This window comes from Acidovorax sp. A1169, assembly GCF_030704685.1.
Classification (GTDB): domain Bacteria; phylum Pseudomonadota; class Gammaproteobacteria; order Burkholderiales; family Burkholderiaceae_C; genus Acidovorax.
The window spans coordinates 384,742-403,581 of sequence record NZ_JAUZDX010000001.1 but is presented as its reverse complement, the minus strand read 5'-3'; the positions used below and the strand labels follow the sequence as shown (position 1 = coordinate 403,581).

15 protein-coding genes are annotated in these 18,840 nt (G+C 68.6%); 3 read left to right on the top strand and 12 right to left on the bottom strand.

Features of this window, described 5'->3' with window-relative positions; genetic code table 11:
- The 11 genes from QYL93_RS01865 to apbC all read right to left on the bottom strand — a co-directional run bounded on the left by QYL93_RS01865 (window position 1) and on the right by apbC (window position 13,185).
- A complete protein-coding gene (locus QYL93_RS01865; RefSeq protein WP_370876929.1) occupies window positions 1-606 on the bottom strand; it encodes a molecular chaperone in 606 nt (201 codons plus the stop codon).
- A 20-nt stretch (window positions 607-626) separates the two neighbouring features.
- A complete protein-coding gene (locus QYL93_RS01860; protein WP_305742300.1) occupies window positions 627-2,696 on the bottom strand; it encodes a 4Fe-4S binding protein in 2,070 nt (689 codons plus the stop codon).
- Window positions 2,656-3,351, bottom strand: coding sequence for a DUF3306 domain-containing protein (locus QYL93_RS01855; protein ID WP_305742054.1), 696 nt, complete (start codon window positions 3,349-3,351; stop codon window positions 2,656-2,658). Before QYL93_RS01855 ends, QYL93_RS01860 begins: the two co-directional genes overlap by 41 nt.
- Window positions 3,344-3,898, bottom strand: a complete 555-nt coding sequence (locus QYL93_RS01850) for a DUF3305 domain-containing protein (protein ID WP_305742053.1) — start codon at window positions 3,896-3,898, stop codon at window positions 3,344-3,346. Before QYL93_RS01850 ends, QYL93_RS01855 begins: the two co-directional genes overlap by 8 nt.
- Before the next feature lie 37 nt (window positions 3,899-3,935).
- Window positions 3,936-4,832 carry a formate dehydrogenase accessory sulfurtransferase FdhD gene (fdhD, locus tag QYL93_RS01845; protein WP_305742052.1) on the bottom strand — a complete coding sequence of 299 codons (897 nt, stop codon included), beginning with the start codon at window positions 4,830-4,832 and terminating at the stop codon, window positions 3,936-3,938.
- Window positions 4,829-5,125, bottom strand: coding sequence for a hypothetical protein (locus QYL93_RS01840; RefSeq protein ID WP_305742051.1), 297 nt, complete (start codon window positions 5,123-5,125; stop codon window positions 4,829-4,831). Before QYL93_RS01840 ends, fdhD begins: the two co-directional genes overlap by 4 nt.
- A gap of 28 nt (window positions 5,126-5,153) precedes the next feature.
- A complete protein-coding gene (locus QYL93_RS01835) occupies window positions 5,154-7,490 on the bottom strand; it encodes an FdhF/YdeP family oxidoreductase (protein WP_305742050.1) in 2,337 nt (778 codons plus the stop codon).
- Between the two features lie 72 nt (window positions 7,491-7,562).
- Window positions 7,563-9,092, bottom strand: coding sequence for a methyl-accepting chemotaxis protein (locus QYL93_RS01830; RefSeq protein ID WP_305742049.1), 1,530 nt, complete (start codon window positions 9,090-9,092; stop codon window positions 7,563-7,565).
- 12 nt (window positions 9,093-9,104) lie between these two features.
- A complete protein-coding gene (locus QYL93_RS01825) occupies window positions 9,105-10,781 on the bottom strand; it encodes an OFA family MFS transporter (RefSeq protein ID WP_305742048.1) in 1,677 nt (558 codons plus the stop codon).
- Window positions 10,782-11,028: 247 nt separating this feature from the next.
- The gene (locus tag QYL93_RS01820; RefSeq protein ID WP_305742047.1) at window positions 11,029-11,973 is read right to left on the bottom strand and encodes a LysR family transcriptional regulator; all 945 of its coding nucleotides are present in this window, start codon (window positions 11,971-11,973) and stop codon (window positions 11,029-11,031) included.
- 120 nt (window positions 11,974-12,093) lie between these two features.
- Window positions 12,094-13,185, bottom strand: coding sequence for an iron-sulfur cluster carrier protein ApbC (gene apbC / locus QYL93_RS01815; protein WP_305742046.1), 1,092 nt, complete (start codon window positions 13,183-13,185; stop codon window positions 12,094-12,096).
- Window positions 13,186-13,572: 387 nt separating this feature from the next.
- Here apbC and QYL93_RS01810 point away from each other — a divergent pair, with 387 nt between their 5' ends.
- Together QYL93_RS01810 and QYL93_RS01805 are read left to right on the top strand one after the other, a co-directional pair.
- Window positions 13,573-14,136 carry a restriction endonuclease gene (locus QYL93_RS01810; RefSeq protein ID WP_305742299.1) on the top strand — a complete coding sequence of 188 codons (564 nt, stop codon included), beginning with the start codon at window positions 13,573-13,575 and terminating at the stop codon, window positions 14,134-14,136.
- Between the two features lie 89 nt (window positions 14,137-14,225).
- Complete coding sequence (locus QYL93_RS01805) at window positions 14,226-15,476, top strand: patatin-like phospholipase family protein (RefSeq protein ID WP_305742045.1); 1,251 nt, start codon at window positions 14,226-14,228, stop codon at window positions 15,474-15,476.
- Between the two features lie 30 nt (window positions 15,477-15,506).
- Here the strand turns inward: QYL93_RS01805 and QYL93_RS01800 are convergent, their stop codons facing one another.
- Window positions 15,507-16,649 carry an SMP-30/gluconolactonase/LRE family protein gene (locus QYL93_RS01800; protein WP_305742044.1) on the bottom strand — a complete coding sequence of 381 codons (1,143 nt, stop codon included), beginning with the start codon at window positions 16,647-16,649 and terminating at the stop codon, window positions 15,507-15,509.
- A 109-nt stretch (window positions 16,650-16,758) separates the two neighbouring features.
- On the opposite strand from QYL93_RS01800, the gene metG reads away from it, so the two are divergent.
- The gene (gene metG, locus QYL93_RS01795; protein WP_305742043.1) at window positions 16,759-18,840 is read left to right on the top strand and encodes a methionine--tRNA ligase; all 2,082 of its coding nucleotides are present in this window, start codon (window positions 16,759-16,761) and stop codon (window positions 18,838-18,840) included.

Below are 18,840 nucleotides of genomic sequence, written 5' to 3'. Positions count from 1 at the left end.
TCACTCCAGCATGTCGAAACCCTGGGCTTCCACAGCCACGAAAGCCCGTGTGAAGCGGGCCAGCGCACCATAGAAGGGGGCGGCGGGGTGGGCCTCCAGCACATCGCACAGGGCCAGCACCCAGGGCTGCAGATGGGCAGCAAAAAAATCCCGTTGTGTCGTAAGGTTGCACACCGCCATGTCGTCTCCAGCGATCAGGTAGCGCATGGCCTCGCACAGGTAGGCCAGGTGGTCCTCGGTCTCGGGCATGGCCTCGCTGCGCGCCAGGCCCAGGGCATCCAGGTCGGTGCGCAGGCGCGCCAGCGGCTTCTCGTTGAGAAAGCCGCTCAGGTAGTGCGACCCGTAGAGAAAGACCTCGGGCTTGCCCATGCCGCCGAACAGGCGCTCGAACTCGGCGGCGATGGCCGCGTCATCCCGCGCACGGGCGGCCCCCACCAGTTGCTGCCAGGGCTCCTCCAGCAAGCCACCTTCGGCGGGCGCCTGGGTCACGGCCACGCGCAGGGTGGCCAGCAGGCCGGGCGCCGGGGCGCTGTAATACAGCTGCGCCAGCAGGCCATAGAGTTCGGCACGCGCGGTTTCCTCGTCGAGGGCGCCGCTGGCGGCCATGGTCAGGGGTGCGGTGGCGCTCACAGGTCCGTCACTTTCGCTTCGCTCTGGGAAGAATAGAGGTCGATCACGCGGCAGTCGCCGCACATCTTCAGGCGTTCCAGCGCCTCGCCCTGGAACATGGCATGGCCCGAGAGCCGGTCCAGCATGGCCTCGATGGCCTTGAGCGTGCCAAAGGGTTTGCTGCAGCGCACACAAGACCAGGGCTGGGTTTCGGCCAACACCCGCAGTTGCGCCCGTTCGGGCGTGAGCAGCAGGCGCGGCTGCAGAGCGATGGCATCCTCGGGGCAGGTGGTGGCGCACAGGCCGCACTGCACACAGTTCTTTTCGAGGAAGCGCAGCTGGGGCAGCTGCGGGTTGTCCTGCAGGGCGCCGGCCGGGCAGGCACTCACGCAGCTCAGGCACAGGGTGCAGCGGTCTTTGGCGACCGTGATGGCGCCCAGCGGCGCGCCGGCCGCGGGCAGCGCAATGGCCTCGGGCAGCCCCTCTTTCAGCAGCGGCGCATGGGCGATGAAATGGTCGAGCACCATCTCCAGCGTGGCGCGCTTTTCCTGGGCCACGGCATGGCGTGCCACCACCGGCGGCAGCACCTGGCGGGTCTGGCGCAGGGATTGCAGGGCGGCATCAAGAGCGGTGGCATCGCCCGCGCGCAGCAGCCGCAGGTGGCTGCCGGTGTAGCCGAGGCCATGCAGGATGGCCTGGGCCACGTCCATCTGCGCCTGCAGGCCTGAGAGGTACTGGGGTGCCTCTTCGTGCGTGGCCAGCACCACCACCTGCGATGCGCCGTAGGCCAGCGCGCTGAGCCACAGGTCCACGCCCGTGCTCGCGGTGTGCCACAGCGGCACCGAGATCACATGGGCCGGTAGGCCCTGGGCGCGCCGCAGCTGGGCGGCGCGGCCCAGCGCATCGACCAGGGCCTGGCCCTGTTCCTGGCTGTGCAGCAGCAGCACGGCGTTCTGGCCGCCTGCGGCAGCGTAGGTGGACAGCAGGGCCTTGAAGCGCGCGCCCTGCTCCGTGGCACCGGGGTAGGCAAAAGACAGCGCGCCGGTGGGGCACACCGTGGTGCAGGCACCACAGCCCACGCACAGGTGGGGGTTGACCTTGATCTGCTGGCGGCTCTTGTCGCTGGAAATGGCCTCGGCAGAACAGATGTCGATGCAGGCATTGCAGCCCACGGTCTCGTTGCGGCTGTGGGCGCAGAGCTTTTGCTTGTAGGCAAAGAAACGGGGCTTGTCGAACTCACCCACCATCTCGCGCAGCTTGAGCAGCACGGCCATGTCGCGCCCGTCGGAGCGGAAGTAGCCCTGCGGCGGTGCATGCTGCGTGAAGGTGGGCTCGGCCGTGGCCGGGCGCAGGTCCAGCACCAGGTCAAAGCGCTCCTGCTGCGTGCTGGCCTCGCGGCCGAAGTCGATGGCGCCGGCCACCTGGCAGGCACGCACGCAAGCGCGGTTGGCATCGCAGGCGGACAGGTCCACCTGGTAGTCCAGGCCGATGGCGTTCTCGGGGCAGGCCACGATGCAGGCATTGCAGCGCGTGCACAGGTCCAGGTCGATGGGGTTGTCGGCAGCCCACTGCACGTCGAAGGCCCCGAGCCAGCCGGTGAGCCCGGTGAGGCGCCCGCCGAGCACGGGAAAGCGCCGGGCCTGGGCACCGCCTGCCTGCCCCGGGCCCTGCGCGAACAGGGTCACGTCGAGCACGTCGGCCACCAGGGCCGCAGCCTGCTCGGCGGCATCGAGCGGGCCGATGACCAGCAGGCGCCCGGCGCTCTTGTAGCTGACGGTGGCCACCGGCGGCGGCTCGGGCAGCCGGGCGGCGGCCAGCAAGGCGGCGATCTTGGGGCCGGCATCACGGGCATCGCGGCTCCAGCCGCCAGTTTCGCGGATGTTCACGAAGCGGATCGGCGACACCGCGCCTTCGGTCTGCGCGCCGAGTTCACCGAACAGGCGCTGCTCCTGGGTGCAGGCGACCACGACTTCCTGGCCGGTGCGGATGGCATCCTGGAAGGCGCCGGCCTCGCGCCGGCAAAGCGTGGAATGGAGGGTCAGTTCCTCATGCAGGGCCGCGCCCAACGCCTTCGCGTCGAGGGGCATCGTCTGGTTGCAGTCGCAGATCAGCGTGGTCATGTTCGGTATGGCTGGCTACCCTGGCCCCATCGCCCCCTGCGGGGTCGGCTGTGGCCAGTTCTGGCGAGCTAGGAATGGCGGTGCATACCCCCGACTGTGCCACGTCTGGCAGCGTCGGCGTCTCCGCATCATCCCGAGGCTGAGGGTCTTGCGGGGCGATTGCCTGCGCGGCCTCAGGCACGGCCTTCCCGGCGGCGTCCTTTTCATGGTCGAAGAAGCCCATGAAATGGGCGCTGGCCATCTGGCGCAACATGCCTTCAGGCAGCGGATCGGGCTTGGAGTAGTCGTCGATGTAGGTGTCCAGCCCATCCATGGCATTGAAATGCGGGTCGGCAAACAGCTTCTTCATGGCCGTGTTGCGCACATCGGGCGCCACGCCGCGGCCCATGAAGGGCTTGAAGTCGGACTCGGCCGTCAGGGCCTGCGCATCGGCCAGCGTGGGCAGCTCTGGCTCAGCGGCGGCAGGCACGGCCACCGGCTCTGGGGCAGGCGTGGCCTCGGAAGATGGCACCGCCTCGGGTGGTGGCGGTGGCAGGGGCGATGGCTCCGGTTCCTGCACAGGCCTGCCCGCCGCAACCTCCTGCTTGCGGCGCGACCAGCGCGAGAGAAAACCGTCAGCCATGGTGCGGACCGCCCCGGCCACCGCGCTGCTTGTCGGTGGAGACCGATGCCGGGTTGCCGAAGCGGTCGGTCAGCGACTGGAAGCTGTCGGGCCGCCTGCGGCGCTTGGGCTCGGGCGCGTAGTGCTCGTCGACAAAGGCCTGCAGCGCCTGCAGCACGGCCGCTGGCGCGGGCACCTGCTCCACCGTTTCCTGCGCATCGAGCCAGCGGCCGGCGTCGTGGTAGCTCAGGCTCACGGCCACGGGCCGGGCCAGCGGCTCGGGTTCGGTGCCCTCCTCGTCCATGCGCCACAGCACGAACCAGCAGGGTGCGGGCGCGGACAGGTTCAGGTGGTAGCCCTCGCCGTCGTCCTTGAACAGTTCGACCGCAAAGCCCGGGAACAGCCACAGTGCCTGGTTTTCGTCCTCGCGCAGCTGGCGCGGCACATCGCCAAAGGCGGCTTCTGCGGGGACCACGTCGTCCAGCACCCAGCGCCAGGGCTGCCAGCGGTTGTCCAGGCGCTCGCGGCGCATGATGACGGCGACTTCGATGGTAGGGCGCAAAGACATGGCCCGACTGTACTGCGCCGTGCAGGGATCAGGGTTTTTACCCCGCTTGCGCGCCCGGCGCGTACAGCACCGCGCGCGGCGCGCGGCACAGGCCCCACAGCCGCAGCCCGGCCAGCTCGGCCACCTGCACGCCGGTGGCGGTGGGGGCCGATATGGTGGCCAGTGCCGACAGGCCCACGCGGGCGCACTTGCGCACCAGCTCGTGGCTGCCCCGGCTGCTGAGCACGACGAAGCCGGGCTCGGCCAAGCGCGCGTTGCGCGACAGCCAGCCGATGAGCTTGTCCAGCGCGTTGTGCCGGCCCACGTCTTCGCAGACCTGGGCCAGGCGCCCGTCCAGCGTGGCCCAGCCGGCGGCATGCAGCGACCCTGACTGCGCGTTGTGCGGCTGCAGGGCCTTGAGGTCGGCAAAGGCGCGCAGCACGGTGGGCAAGTCCACCCGCTCCAACCAGTCGCGCGCCGGCAGGCGCTCGGGGGCCAGGTCGAGCGCGGCAAAGCTTTCCACCCCGCACACGCCGCAGCCCGTGCGGCCGGCCATGCTGCGGCGCCGGTTCTTGAGGCGCTCGAAACTGCGCGTCGAAATCTCCAGGTGCACCTCGACCCCCGGCACGCCGAGCGGCAGGTGTGCCGCGCCGGCATCGGCCAGCTGCAGCGTGGTGCCCCGGCAGTCGTGCGCATGGTCGAGGATGCCCTCGCTCAGCGCGAAACCGATCGCAAAATCGCCAAGGTTTTCCGGCGTGGCCATCATCACCGCATGCGAGACACCGTTGAACACCAGGGCCACCGGGATCTCCGCCGCAAGGGTGTCGAAGCGCAGGGCCCCGCCCTGCGGCACACCCGCCTCGCCAAACACCCGCACGGAGCGCTGGGCCAGTGCCGAGAGGTCCGCTACGGCGCCCCCATCGCCATCGAACGGCGTGGACACCTGTGCGCTCATGGCGCCGCCCCCGCCGCAGGCAGTTCCCGGGCCACGGCCCGGCCGGCGTCGGTCAGGTGGGCCACCCAGCGCTCACCCACCTGGTCCACGCGCACCCAGCCGGGGCCGCGCTGGCCACCCACCGAGGCATCGCTCATCAGCGTGAGTTCGCGCAGGAGCACGCTCACGCCCTGGCCCAGGCGCTTGCCCAGGCGCGGCAGCGACACGCCGGGCGCACCGGCCGGCGTGTCCGGGGACTCTTCGGCCAGCGCACGCAGGATGGCGCCCGCCAGCGTCTCTTGCACGGCCGTCATGGCATGGGCTTTCTGCGGTCCACCGCGCTCATGGGGCCTCGGCCTGCGCCGGCACGGCAGACGCCGCAAGGGTGGCCCCGCCCGGCACGTGCGGCTCCAGCAGCACCGGGATGGACTTGGAGGTGGGCGTGCCCGCCGTGTCGGCCACGGCCGACAGCGGCACCAGTGGATTCGTCTCGGGGTAGTAGGCCGCGAGGTTGCCGCGCGGGATGTCGTAGGCCACCAGCTTGAAGCGGTCGGCCCGGCGCTCCTGCCCGTCGCTCCACACGGTCTGGATGTCGACCCAGTCGCCGTCCTGCATGCCCAGGGCGCGGATGTCCTTCTCGTTGATGAAGACCACGCGGCGCTGGCCGTAGACGCCGCGGTAGCGGTCGTCCATGCCGTAGATGGTGGTGTTGTACTGGTCGTGCGAGCGCGTGGTGAGCAGGGTGAAGACGATCGAATCCTTGAACCGCTCGCGCGCCTTGTGCGAGGGCGTGTCCTGCGGCACCAGGGGCGCATGGAAGCTGGCCTTGCCCGAGGCCGTGGCCCAGACCCGCTCGCTGGCCGTGTTGCGCAGCCGGAACCCGCCGGGCACGGCCACGCGCTGGTTGAAGTCCTTGAAATCGGGGAAGACCTTTTCGATCTGGTCGCGGATGCGCGCATAGTCCTCGACCAGCCAGGCCCAGGGCACGCTGCTGCGCGCGCCCAGCGTGGCGGCAGCGAGACGCGCCACGATGGCCGGCTCGGACAGCAGGTGCTCGGACGCGGGCGGGTTGATGCCCACCGAGATGTGCACCATGCTCATCGAGTCCTCCACCGTCACGCCCTGGGGGCCACCGGCCTGCACGTCGATCTCGGTGCGGCCCAGGCAGGGCAGGATCAGCGCCTCCTTGCCATGCACGATGTGGCTGCGGTTGAGCTTGGTGGTCACGTGCACCGTGAGGTCGCAGCGCTGCAGCGCCTTCCAGGTCTCGTAGGTGTCGGGGGTGGCGGCGGCAAAGTTGCCGCCCAGGGCGAAGAACACCTTGCCCTTGCCGTCCAGCATGTGGCGGATGGCCTCCACCGTGTCCACACCGTGCTCGCGCGGCGGCTCGAAGCCGAACACGTCGCGCAGCCTGTCGAGCAGGGCCACCGGGGGCTTTTCCCAGATGCCCATGGTGCGGTCGCCCTGCACGTTGCTGTGGCCGCGCACCGGGCAGGGGCCGGCGCCTTCGCGGCCGATGTTGCCGCGCAGCATGAGCCAGCTCACGATGGCCTGGATGGTGTCCACCGCATGCTTGTGCTGCGTGATGCCCATGCCCCAGCAGGCGATCACGTTCTTGGCGCCGATGTAGATGTCGCCTGCAGAGCGCATCTGCTCCTCGGTCAGGCCAGACTCCTGCTCCAGCAGCGCCCAGGATTCCGCGCGCAGGTTCTCCACCAGCGCCTCGAAGCCCGTGGTGTGCTCGGCGATGAAGGCCTTGTCGAGCACGCCGCCACGCGCGTCCTCCTGCTCCAGCACATGCTTCATCATGCCCTTGACGGCCGGCAGGTCGCCGCCCACGCGCAGCTGGAAGTAATGCGTGCTGATGGGGGTGGAGCCGAAGGTGGCCATCTCCAGCTTGTCCTGCGGGTCGGCAAAGCGCTCCAGCCCGCGCTCGCGCAGGGGGTTGAAGCTTACGATGCGCGCGCCGCGCTTGTGCGCCTCGCGCAGCTCGCCGAGCATGCGCGGGTGGTTGGTGCCGGGGTTCTGGCCGAAGATGAAGATCGCGTCCGCGCACTCGAAGTCGTGCAGGGTCACCGTGCCCTTGCCCACGCCGATCTGCGGGCGCATGCCGCTGCCGCTGGGCTCGTGGCACATGTTGGAGCAATCGGGGAAGTTGTTCGTGCCGTACTGGCGCACGAACAGCTGGTACAGGAAGGCCGCTTCGTTGCTGGCCCGGCCCGAGGTGTAGAAGATGGCCTGGTTGGGGTCAGGCAGCGCGTTCAGGTGGCGCGCGATCAGCGCGAAGGCGTCGTCCCACGAAATGGGGCGGTACTGGTCGCTGGGCGCGTGGTAGGCCATGGGCTGCGTGAGCCGGCCCTGGTCTTCGAGCCAGAAATCGCTCTGCTCGGCCAGCTCGGCCACCGTGTACTGGGCAAACAGGCCGGGCCCCGCGCGCCGGGCCGTGGCCTCTGCGGCCACGGCCTTGACGCCGTTTTCGCAAAACTCGAAGGTCGAGGCATGGTTGCGGTCCGGCCAGGCGCAGCCCGGGCAGTCAAAGCCATCGGGCTGGTTGGCCGACAGCAGTGTCCTGGCGCCCTTGATCGGGATGTCCTGGCGCAGCAGCGCATTCTTGACGCTGTTGAGCGCCCCCCAGCCGCCGGCGGGGCCTTTGTAGAACTCGATCTTTTCCTGTTTCATCATGGTCTCCTGGACTGGGTTTGCCGGCCGCACCGCTGCGCCTGCGGCGTCCCCGGCACCCCCTGCTGTCGTCTATGTGGGGGTCTTGAACGTGGCGGCCGCATCGGCCAGCGTGGCCGCCTGCTCCCGCATGCGCATGGCGGCAGCGGCGGCTTCTTCCACCAGGGCGGCGTTCTGCTGCGTCATCTGCTCGATGCGCCCCACGCTGTGGTGGATGTCTTCGATGCCATGGCTTTGCTGCCCGCTGGCGGTGGCAATGCCCTCGATGAGCCGGGTCACCTCACCGATGGATTGTGCAATGCCCTGCATGGATGTGCGAGCGGCCTGCACCAAGCCCCCACCGGCATCCACACGATCCACCGAGGTGGAGATGAGCCCCCGGATCTCGCTCGCAGCGGCCGCCGAGCGCGTGGCCAGGCCCCGCACCTCCGAAGCCACCACCGCAAAGCCCCGGCCCTGCTCGCTCGCACGGGCGGCTTCCACCGCAGCATTGAGCGCCAGGATGTTGGTCTGAAAGGCAATCGAGTCGATGATGCCAATGATGTCGCGGATGCGGTGGGCACCGTCGCGGATTTCGGCCATGGTGGTCACCACCCGCTCTACCGCCGCACCGCTCTCGCCGCTGGCCTGGGCGACGGCGCCCATCAGGCCATTGACACGGCGCGCATGCTCGGCGTTCTGCGCCACCGTGGCGGTCAATTGCTCCAGGGCGGATGCCGTGGTGTTCACCTCGCCGGCCTGCTGCTCGGTGCGGGTGGCCAGGTCGTTGTTGCCGTCGGCGATCTCGCGGGTGGACAGGCGCAGCCCTTCGGCCCCGCGCCGCACGTTGCCCACCAGGCCGGCCAGGCCCACGCCGATGCCGTTGATGGCCTGCAGCATCTGCCCCACCTCGTCGCGCTGCGCGACATGCATCTGCGTGGTGAGATCGCCCGCAGCCAGCCGCAGCGCGGCACTGCGGCCCTGTGCCACTGGCATGGAGATGGTGCGCTGCACCAGGCCATGGACCAGCGCCGCCAGCAGCAGCGGCTGGCACACCCCGAAGGCGAGCCAGGCGGCTGGTAGCGCAGGCAGCGCCAGCCAGGCCAGCGCCCACAGCAGGTACTGCCCGCCCAGCACCCACAGCGCCAGGCGCCCGGCCATACCGAGGGAGGGGATCTCGCTCACGTCGAGCCCCACGTAGAGCACGCCCACCACCTCGCCGGTGGCGTTGCGCACCGGGTCGTAGCGGGTCATGTTCTGGCGCCCGAACACGGTGGCGTAGCCGGCATAGGGCTGGCCCGCCAGCAGTTGGCGGTAGGCAGGGTGCGAGCGGTCGAGCAACGTGCCCACGGCACGCTCGCCATTCTGCTTGCGCACCGACGTGGCGATGCGCACGAAATCTTCACCCTGGCGGGCAAAGACGGTGGCGCGCACCCCCGTCTGGGCCGTGAAGCGGTCCGCCACAGCGAAATCGCCGTTGAGCGACCGGCCACTGCACAGCAGCACCGGCGCCTGCCCGGCAGCCGCCGGTGCGGCCAGGCTGAACGCTCCGTTGTGCTCAGCCGCAAAGCGCCCGGCCGCAGCATTGATCCGACGCTTCCGTGAGCCAGGTAGCACCAGCATGCAGTCGCCTGCTTACTGGAAGAACTTGGCGGCGCTCACCAGGGTCTTATAGATGCCCCAGAGGAGGGGGATGCCCACCGCTGCCCAGGCGAAGGCCACCACGGCGGGGCTGGTCGTTCCGCCACCACCGGTACCGCCGCCCACTTCGGCCGCCACGATCTTTTCGTGGGCCAGCTTCTTCTCGTGCGCCAGTTCCGTGTCGCTCATGAACCACTTGTCGGCCAGGGGGCGCACCATCAGGTTGGCAATGAGCCCGATGACCAGCATGCCCACCAGGATGTACATGGTCTGGTTGTAGACCTGCTCGCGCGGCAGGCCCAGGCCCAGCTGGTACTCGCGCATGTAGTTCACGACCACGGGGCCCAGGATGCCGGCCGTGGCCCAGGCAGTGAGCAGGCGGCCATGGATGGCACCCACGAACTGCGTGCCGAACAGGTCGGCCAGGTAGGCTGGCACCGTGGCGAAGCCACCGCCGTACATCGACAGGATGACGCAGAAGGCGCCCACGAACAGCAGCTTGCTGCCGGCGCCGGCAGAGCTGGGAATGCTCGCGTACATCAGAGCGCCGAGCACGAAGAAGATCACATAGGTCATCTTGCGGCCGAACTTGTCGGACAGGCTGGCCCAGAAGAAGCGGCCACCGATGTTGAACAGCGACAGCAGTGCCGTGAAGCCGCCCGCCACCGCCGCGATGGCGGCCAGCTGGGTCTTGTCAAGCTCGCCGAACTTCTGTTGCACACCGATCAGCCCACCGCCGAAGACTTCCTGCAGCATGGGCGAGGCCATGCCGATCACGCCGATGCCGGCGCTCACGTTCATGCACAGCACGACCCAGATCAGCCAGAACTGGGGAATGCCCCAGACACGCTTCACATGCACGTGGCGCTGGGTGATCATGGCATTGGCCGACGGGGGCGGAGGCGTCCAGCCAGCGGGCTTCCAGCCTGTGGGGGGTACGCGGTAGCCCAGCGCGCCGGCCATCATGAACACGAAGTACCCCAGCGCCATGACCACGAAGGTCTGCATCACGCCCACGTCGGTGGGGCTGGAGAAGTTCTTCATCAGGTCCACGGCCAGGGGCGAGCCGATCATCGCGCCGCCGCCGAAGCCCATGATGGCCATGCCGGTGGCCATGCCGCGCCGGTCAGGGAACCACTTGATCAGCGTGGACACCGGGGAGATGTAGCCGAGCCCGAGCCCGATGCCCCCGATGACGCCCGAGCCCAGGATCATGAGCCAGAACTGGTGCAGGTGGATACCGAGTGCCGACAGCAGCATGCCGCCGCACCAGCACACGGCCGAAACCACGCCGGCCTTGCGCGGGCCCGAGCGCTCCAGCCAGCCGCCCCAGATGGCGGCCGAACAGCCCAGGAAGACGAAGAACAGGGTGTACATCCACCCAAGCGTGGCCACACGCCAGTCGCATCCGCTGGCGAACAGTTCAGCAAAGAAGCTCATGTCCTTGGGGCAGGCCGCACCGGTGCCGGCCGTGGCCAGGGCCTTGGACAGCGGCAGCCAGAACACCGAGAAGCCGTAGGCCATGCCGATGCACAGGTGGATCGCAAGGGCCGCCGGGGGCACCAGCCACCGGTTGAAGCCAGGCCCCGCAATGATGCGTTCCTTGTCCAGGAACCCGGGGGATGCGTAAGACCCGGGCATGGGTGCAGTCGCCGCAGATGAAGCAGTCATATGTTCTCTCTCCCTTGTTGGTGCGCACGCGCTGTGTTCTTGACGCCGGTCAAGACGCCCAGCGCAGTGTCCGAAGAGGAGCGCCATAGCGTCAAATTGAATCCGCACATATGGCGATTCAACTCATGAATGAAGGACAGCGCACAAATCAGTATCCAATGGACGGGGAGCGTCCCGCTCCCGCACCGCACAGCGAGGCGCGGGGGACGGTGAAGGCGCGCAGCGCCTCAAGGCGGATGGCCTGGCGTCAGTCGCGCAGCTCGCCGCAATACTCGGTGACGTGGTCACGCCACTGCGGCAGGTCCAGCAGCACCAGCGCTGCCTCCAGCGCCCGCGAGACGCGCGGGCCGCGCTGGGTCATGAAACCGATGGGCGTGCGCACCTCGGGAGCAACCAGGGGCAGCACCTCCAGGCTGCGCTCGCTGCGCGCGGCAGCCACCATGGCACTAGGCAAGACGCTGCATACCTCGCCCGAGAGCACGGAGAGCACCAGGGTCAGCACCGAGTTGGTCTCGATGGCCGGGGGCGCGGGCACGCCGGCCTCGCGCAGCGCCTCGTCGATGATGAAGCGGTTGTGCATGTCGGTGGTGAGCAGGCACAGGGGCAACTGGCCGGCATCGCGCCAGCGCATGGGCTCGCCGATGCGCATGCGGTCGGGTGCGGGGGTTTTGGCGCGGCGCAGCAGGTAGTAGTGCTCGTTGCATTGCTGCCAGGAGCGAAGCTTGCCCTCCTTGGCCTGCATGCGCTCGCTGTAGCCCACGGCCAGGTCCAGCGACAGGTCTTCGAGCCCCTGCTCCAGCTCGCGCGAGCTCATGGACAGCACCACCGGCAGGATGCCCGGGTGCTGGGCCTGCAGCAACGCCGCAAAGCGCGAGAGCATGGGGATCGCTGTGGGCGTGGCCGCCATGCGCAGCCTGCCGCGGGGTGCGGCCTCGGTGCTGCGCAACTCTTGGCGCAGCACCTCGTTGTCGCGCAGCATGCGCTGCGCCGTGGCCAGCACCGCTTCGCCTTCGTGCGTGAGGCCCGCATAGGTGCGCGCGCGTTGCACGATGACCACACCGAACTCATCCTCCAGCGCCCGCAGGGCATTGGACAGGGCGGGCTGCGTGATGTGGCAGGCCTGGGCGGCCCGCCCGAAGTGGCGGTGCTCGTCGAGCGACACCAGGTAGCGCATGGCAGCCAGCAGGTTCATCGGATCAAGGGCCCTTCTCTGTAGGAGTGGACCGAAGATAACCGACCTGTGCGCACCGGCACGCAGGCGCCTGAATCCTTCCCGCCCAAAAGGCCATGCAGGAAGCGGCCACGAAAACCGTCAGGTGTCCTTGCTGACCGAGATGCTGGGGAACTTGGACGAAAAATCCTTGGACTGCTGGGCGATCTTCACCGCCACGGTGCGCGCCACTTTCTTGTAGATCTGGGCCACATCGCCATCGGGGTCGGCCACCACGGTGGGCTTGCCGCTGTCGGCCTGCAGGCGGATCTGCATGTCCAGCGGCAGCGCGCCCAGGTAGTCCATGCCGTAGTCGGCCGCCATCTTCTTGCCGCCATCGGCCCCGAAGATATGCTCCACATGGCCGCAGTTGGTGCACACGTGCACGGCCATGTTCTCGACGATGCCCAGGATGGGCACGCCCACCTTCTCGAACATCTTGATGCCCTTCTTGGCGTCGAGCAGGGCGATGTCCTGCGGCGTGGTGACGATCACGGCACCCGTCATGGGCACGCGCTGGGACAGCGTGAGCTGGATGTCGCCGGTGCCGGGCGGCATGTCGATGATGAGGTAGTCGAGGTCCTTCCAGTTGGTCTGGCGCAGCAGTTGCTCCAGCGCCTGGGTGGCCATGGGGCCGCGCCAGATCATGGCCTCGTCCTGGTCGACCAGAAAGCCGATGGACATGACCTGCACGCCATAGTTCTCCAGCGGCTCCATGGTCTTGCCGTCTTCGCTCTCGGGGCGGCGGCTGATGCCCAGCATCATCGGCTGGCTCGGGCCGTAGATGTCGGCATCGAGCACGCCGACGCTGGCGCCCTCGGCCGCCAGTGCCAGGGCCAGGTTGGCGGCGGTGGTGCTCTTGCCCACCCCGCCCTTGCCCGATGCCACGGCAATGATGTTCTTCACCTGGGGCAGCAACTGAACGCCGCGCTGCACCGCATGGGCCACCACCTTGGTGGTGATGTTGACCGAGACGTTGTCCACCCCGGCCACGCCCTTGGCCGCGGCCACCAGGCTGCGGCGCAGCTCGGGGACCAGGCTTTTGGCCGGGTAGCCCAGCTCCACGTCGAAGGCCACGTCGCCGCCGCTGATCTGCACGTTGCGCAACGCCCGCGTGCTGACATAGTCCTTGCCCGTGTGCGGGTCTTGTACGCTGGAAAGTGCGGCCAGAAGGCCTTGTTCGGTGACTACCATGCAATTAACTCCTGTGGGGCAGGTAGTCTATCCAAGAGCCTGTTCAAAGTCTTTTTGAAGCCGCGCAAGTCCCTTGCCGGGATGGGATGCCAGGCGCGGTGCGCAGCCGATAGCCGTGCTATCGGCAAGCGCCGCAACGCCGCAGACCGCCCGCCAAGGCCACTGACCGAAGGGTTGGAGCGAAATCGGGCGATTGGACGCCCCGGCTGCTTGCATGGGCACGTGCCCATGCGGCGCATCCGAAGCATCCACTCATCCCGATTGCGCCCCAACGCGGCTGCAAAAAGACTTGGAACAGGCTCTCAGCCTTCCCTGATCCAAGTGCGGGACAATGCGCGTCTTCCCCCTTCTGTCACCGACTCCCGAAAGCCCCCCGTGAAATTCAAGATGGCCGAGAAATCCCTGTTCGCCGTGCTGCTGCGCTCGCCCTGGTGGGTCAGCTTTCTGGTGGTGGGGGTGATCGCACTGGGCGCCGGCGCCCTGCTGCCGCGCGAGTACGCCTATGTCGGCGCCGTGGGCACGCTGCCGATCTTCGTGGTGGGCTGCATTGCGGCCTGGCGCCAGCTCAGAGCCCCGAGCCCCGCCAAGGTCGAGGAAATGCTGGGCGCCGTGAACAGCATGCCCTGGCGCCAGTTTGCCGATGCGCTGGAAGCCGCCTGGGTGCGCGAAGGCTGCACGGTTGAAAAGCCCCGGTCCGGCCCCGTGGACCTGCGCGTGGCCAAGGGCGGCCAGGCCACCCTGATCAGCGCCAAACGCTGGAAGGCTGCGACCCATGGCGTCGAGCCGATGCGCGAACTGCAGGCCGCCATGCAGGCGCAGGGGGCTTCGGCAGGGATCTATGTGATGACCCAGGGGCAGCTCTCCGACAACGCCCGCCTGTTTGCGCGCGACAACGGCATCACCGTGCTGCAGGGCCCGGGCGTCGCCGCCCTCCTTCTCGCAAAGGCCTGATCCGGCCGCCCGCCATGCGGGTTTCCCCAAGTGGCGGCCTGCGGGCAACGCAGCACACTTGGCCCTGACGCCACAGACCCCGTGCACCGATGCAATCACCCGACAGCCCCGCCCCGCCTGCCCCCCTTGCCACGGGCCTTCTGCTGACGGGCGGCGGCGCCCGGGCGGCCTACCAGGTGGGGGTGCTCGAAGCCATTGCCGACCTGCGCCTGGCCTGTGGTGCGGGCGACGAACCCAACCCCTTTCCCATCATCACCGGCACCTCGGCCGGGGCCATCAATGCGGCGGCGCTGGCCTGCGGGGCCGACAACTTCGACCGGGCCGTGCGCCGCATCGCCCGCGTCTGGCGCGACTTCCATGCGCAGCAGGTGTACCGGGCCGACTCGCTGAGCGTGCTGCGCAGCGGCGCGCGCTGGCTCTCGCTGCTGTCGCTGGGCTGGGCCCTGGCGCGCTGGCGGCGCATGCGGCCGCGCTCGCTGCTGGACAATGCGCCGCTCGAAAAGCTGCTGGTCAAGATGGTGCCGCTGGTGCGCCTGCCGCGCCTTTTGAAAAAGGGCCACCTCAAGGCCCTGGCCGTCACGGCGTCGAGCTACAGCTCGGGCGAGCACGTGACCTTCTTCGAGACCGAGGCCCCGCTGCAGCCCTGGGTGCGCTCGCAGCGCAAGGCGGCGCGCGACCGCATCACGCACGAGCACCTGCTGGCCTCCTCGGCCATCCCCTTCGTGTTCCCGGCCAAGGCCATCAGCATCGGGGACCACATGGAGTTCTTTGGCGACGGCTCCATGCGCCAGTCGGCACCGATTGCGCCAGCCATCCACCTGGGGGCCGAGCGCATCCTGGTGGTGGGCGCCGGCCGCATGCACGAACCCAAGGGCGACGCGGCCGCCAACCCCACGCCCACCTACCCCTCGCTGGCGCAGATCGCGGGGCACGCACTCTCCAACATCTTCCTCGATGCGCTGTCGGTCGACGTGGAGCGCGTTCTGCGCGTGAACCAGACGCTGTCGCTCATTCCACCCGATGTGCGCGCCAAGAGCGCCTTGCGCCCCATCGAACTCTTGGTGATCGCGCCCTCCCAGCGGCTGGACGCCGTGGCCGCCCGCCATGTGGGCGACCTGCCCACCCCCGTACGCGCCATGCTCGGCGCCCTGGGCGTCACCTCCAACATGGCCGACGTGCGCGGCGCGGCGCTGGCCAGCTACCTGCTTTTCGAGTCGGGCTACACGCGCGAACTCATGGCCCTGGGGCGCGAGGACACACTGGCCATGCGCGCCGAGGTCTGCAGGTTCTTCGGCTGGACGGACACCGGCGCCGAGGTCCAGACCCTTGTGCACAGCTGATTGCGGGGCGGCTGGCCGCCCGCGAATCCGCTACGGCGCCTTGAGTACGTCTCGGGGCAGCCAGCCCAGGCCCTGCGCGTGCAGGCTCTGCACATACAGCCGGTCCGCCGTCTCGGTGATGGCCGTGGTCTCCGGGTAGGCGCCCGCCGGGTCCTGCAGGTCGGCCACGACCTGGCCGTCATCGGTAAAGGCGATCACATGGCCGTAGGGCTTCGGAATAGGCCACAGCGCGCGCGGCAGGCGCAAGGTGAGGCGGCGCAGCCAGGGCTTGCCGGCCATGTTGTCGATGGCGGCGCCGCGCGGCTTGGCAAAGCCCAGCCAGATCCGGCCGTCCAGCCCGCGCATCAGGTTGTCGGGGTAGCCGGGCAGGTTGTCGAGCAGCACCCGGGCCTGCGCCTGCGCACCCGCCGGGAGTTGGCCGATGTCCAGGTCGTTCGCGTCCACCACGATTTTCCACACCCGGTACTTGCCGGTTTCGTTGACGAACAGGCTTTTTTCGTCTTGGCTCAGCGCCACGCCGTTGGCAAAGCTGATGCCCCGGGCCACCACCCGCGTGGCGCGCGTGGCGGGGTCGTATTCGAGCACACGGCCGGTGCTGGCCTGCTCCAGGATGTCGAGCACGCTGGCCTCGAAGGTGCCGCCCCAGTCCTTGGGGGCAAAGCGGGTGGAGGCGTCGCTCAGGTACATCTTGCCGCTTCGGGCCACCACCACGCCATCGGCATAGCGGATGGGATCGCCCCCGACCTGGTCGGTGAGCAGGCGGACCTTGCCATCGGGGGCGATGGACAGCAGGCCCTTGACCGCATCGGCCGCGACCAGGTTGCCCGCCGCGTCGAAGTCGAAGCCCAGCACGCGCCCGCCGGTGTTGGCGAACACCTCCTGGCCCGAGCCATCGGGGTTCATGCGCAAAATGTTGCCGCTGAGCACCGTGGTGTAGAGCTTGCCGTCCTGGCCCAGCGCGATGTGCTCGGGGCCGATCTCGCCCTTGAGGTCGATCATCCGCAGCCCGGCCAGGCGCTGGTTGGGCGCATGCACGCCCTGGTAGCCGGGGGCGGCCGGCGCGCTCCAGGCCACGGGCTCTATCGGCACCGGCCACCAGGCCAGGTAAGCCGCGCCCGCCAGCACGGCAACGCCCAATACCCCTGCGAGCCGGCCCCAACGCATTTTTGCCATGGTGTCCCCTGTTGTTCTTGAAGGCGGGCATTGTGGCATCTGCCCCTGCCGGGCGAACGGGGGTCCCAAGCGCCTAAAATCGCGGGTTCCGCCTGAGAAAGTCCGTCCCATGCCGTCCTCCGCACGCAAACTCTTCGTCACCACCGCCCTGCCCTACGCCAATGGCAATTTCCACATCGGCCACATCATGGAATACATCCAGGCCGACATCTGGGTGCGGTTCCAGCGCATGCAGGGCAACGCGGTCAACTTCGTCGGCGCCGATGACACCCACGGCGCGCCCATCATGATCGCGGCCGAGAAGGCCGGCAAGACGCCCCAGCAGTTCGTGGCCGACATCGCCGCCGGCCGCAAGCAGTACCTGGACGGCTTTCACATCAGCTTCGACAACTGGCACAGCACCGACGGCCCGGAAAACCACGAGCTGGCGCGCCAGATCTACCGCGACCTGCGCGACCGGGCCGACGGCTCGCTGATCGAGACCCGCACCATAGAGCAGTTCTTCGACCCCGAGAAGAACATGTTCCTGCCCGACCGCTTCATCAAGGGCGAGTGCCCCAAGTGCCACGCCAAGGACCAGTACGGCGACAACTGCGAGGTCTGCGGTTCGGTCTACGCGCCCACCGACCTGATCAACCCGTTCTCGGCCCTGTCGGGCGTGAAGCCCGAGCTCAAGAGCTCGGAGCACTTCTTCTTCAAGCTCTCGGACCCGCGCTGCGTGGAGTTCCTGGAACGCTGGACGCAGGACGGCAAGCTCCAGCCCGAGGTGGCCAACAAGATCAAGGAATGGTTCACCGTGCGCACCAACCCGGACGGCACGACCAGCGAGGGCCTGGGCGACTGGGATATCTCGCGCGACGCGCCCTACTTCGGCATCGAGATCCCCGACGCACCGGGCAAGTACTTCTACGTCTGGCTCGACGCGCCCGTGGGCTACCTGGCCTCGCTCAAGAACCTGCTGGAAAAGCGCGGCGAGAGCTACGACGCCTACATGGCCGACCCGGCCCTGGAGCAGTACCACTTCATCGGCAAGGACATCGTCACCTTCCACACGCTGTTCTGGCCCGCGATGCTGCATTTCAGTGGCCGCAAGACGCCCGACAACGTGTTCGTACACGGCTTCCTGACCGTGAACAATGGCGAGAAGATGAGCAAGAGCCGCGGCACGGGCCTGGACCCGCTCAAGTACCTGGGCCTGGGGATGAACCCCGAGTGGCTGCGCTACTACCTGGCGGCCAAGCTGTCCAACCGCAACGAGGACATCGACTTCAACGCCGATGACTTCATGGCCCGCGTGAACAGCGACCTGATCGGCAAGTTCGTCAACATCGCCAGCCGTGCAGCGGGCTTTCTGACCAAGCGCTTCGACGGCAAGCTCACCACGCAGTTCAGCGCCGATGGCGCGGCGCTGCTGGCCGAGGTGCGCAGCGCGGGCGACGGCCTGGCGCAGTTGTACGAGGCACGCGAATTCGGCAAGGCCACGCGCGAGATCATGCTGCTGGCCGACAAGGTCAATGCCTACGTGGACCAGAACAAACCCTGGGACCTGGCCAAGGACGCGGCCAACAACGAGGCCCTGCACCAGGTGTGCTCGGTGCTGATCAACACCTTTGCCGTGCTCACGCGCTACCTGGCCCCCGTGCTGCCGGGCCTGGCCCACGCGGTGCAAGGCTTCGTGGGCAGCGACATGCAGCGCTGGGCCGTGCCCGGCGACGTGCAGGCCATCACCCCCTACCAGCACCTGATGCAGCGCGTGGCTCCCGAGCAGCTCGACGCGCTGTTTGAAGCCCCCGCCCAGCCCGTGGAGGCGGCGCCTGAAGTGGCAGCGCCCGGCGGCGAGGAACTGGCGCCGACCATCACCATCGACGATTTCACCAAGATCGACCTGCGCATCGCGCTGATCGTGAACTGCGAGCCCGTCGAAGGCTCGACCAAGCTGCTGCGCCTGACGCTGGACGTGGGCGAAGGCCGCACGCGCAACGTGTTCAGCGGCATCGCCAGCGCCTACCAGCCGGCCGAGCTGATCGGCAAGCACACGGTGATGGTGGCCAACCTGGCACCGCGCAAGATGAAGTTCGGCGTGTCCGAGGGCATGGTGCTCGCCGCCAGCCATGGCGACGAGAAGGCCAACCCCGGCATCTACGTGCTCAACCCCTGGCCCGGCGCCACGCCCGGCATGCGCGTGCGCTGA